Source organism: Chryseobacterium sp. CFS15 (assembly GCF_031118795.1).
GTDB lineage: Bacteria > Bacteroidota > Bacteroidia > Flavobacteriales > Weeksellaceae > Chryseobacterium > Chryseobacterium indoltheticum.
The window spans coordinates 1-482 of record NZ_JAVHYL010000033.1; the positions used below are offsets into that span (position 1 = coordinate 1).

Below are 482 nucleotides of genomic sequence, written 5' to 3' on the forward strand. Positions count from 1 at the left end.
CTATCTCTCGATGAAGTTGCTCTTTCTGATGGCGAATTGTACACTGTTCTGACCTCCAAAAAAGCAATGGGCAGAAAAGGCAGTATTGTCGCCATTATCAAAGGAACCAAGAGTGATACCGTAATAGAATATCTCTTAAAAATCAACAAAAAACTAAGGTTAAATGTAAAAGGAATTACTTTGGATATGGCGGGTTCTATGAAGCTCATCGCCAAAAGATGTTTTCCCAATGCCACACAAATTATCGACCGATTCCATGTCCAGAAATTAGCCATAGAAGCGTTGCAGGAATTAAGGATAAACCACCGTTGGGAAGCTATTGAGCAAGAAAACAATCTTCTCATGGAAGCAAAAGAAAAGAAAAACAACCCCGGGATTGAAACTTTTGAAAATGGCGATACCCGAAAGCAACTTTTGGCAAGAAGCAGGTATTTACTCTACAAAACCAGAGAAAAATGGACTACATCGCAAAATCAGCGAGC

Annotated in this window: 1 protein-coding gene; it reads left to right on the plus strand. The window is 39.4% G+C overall.

What is annotated here, in order from left to right; all coding sequences use genetic code 11:
• On the plus strand, positions 1-482 hold a 482-nt coding region (locus OH814_RS20560), incomplete at both ends, for a transposase (RefSeq protein WP_308829461.1).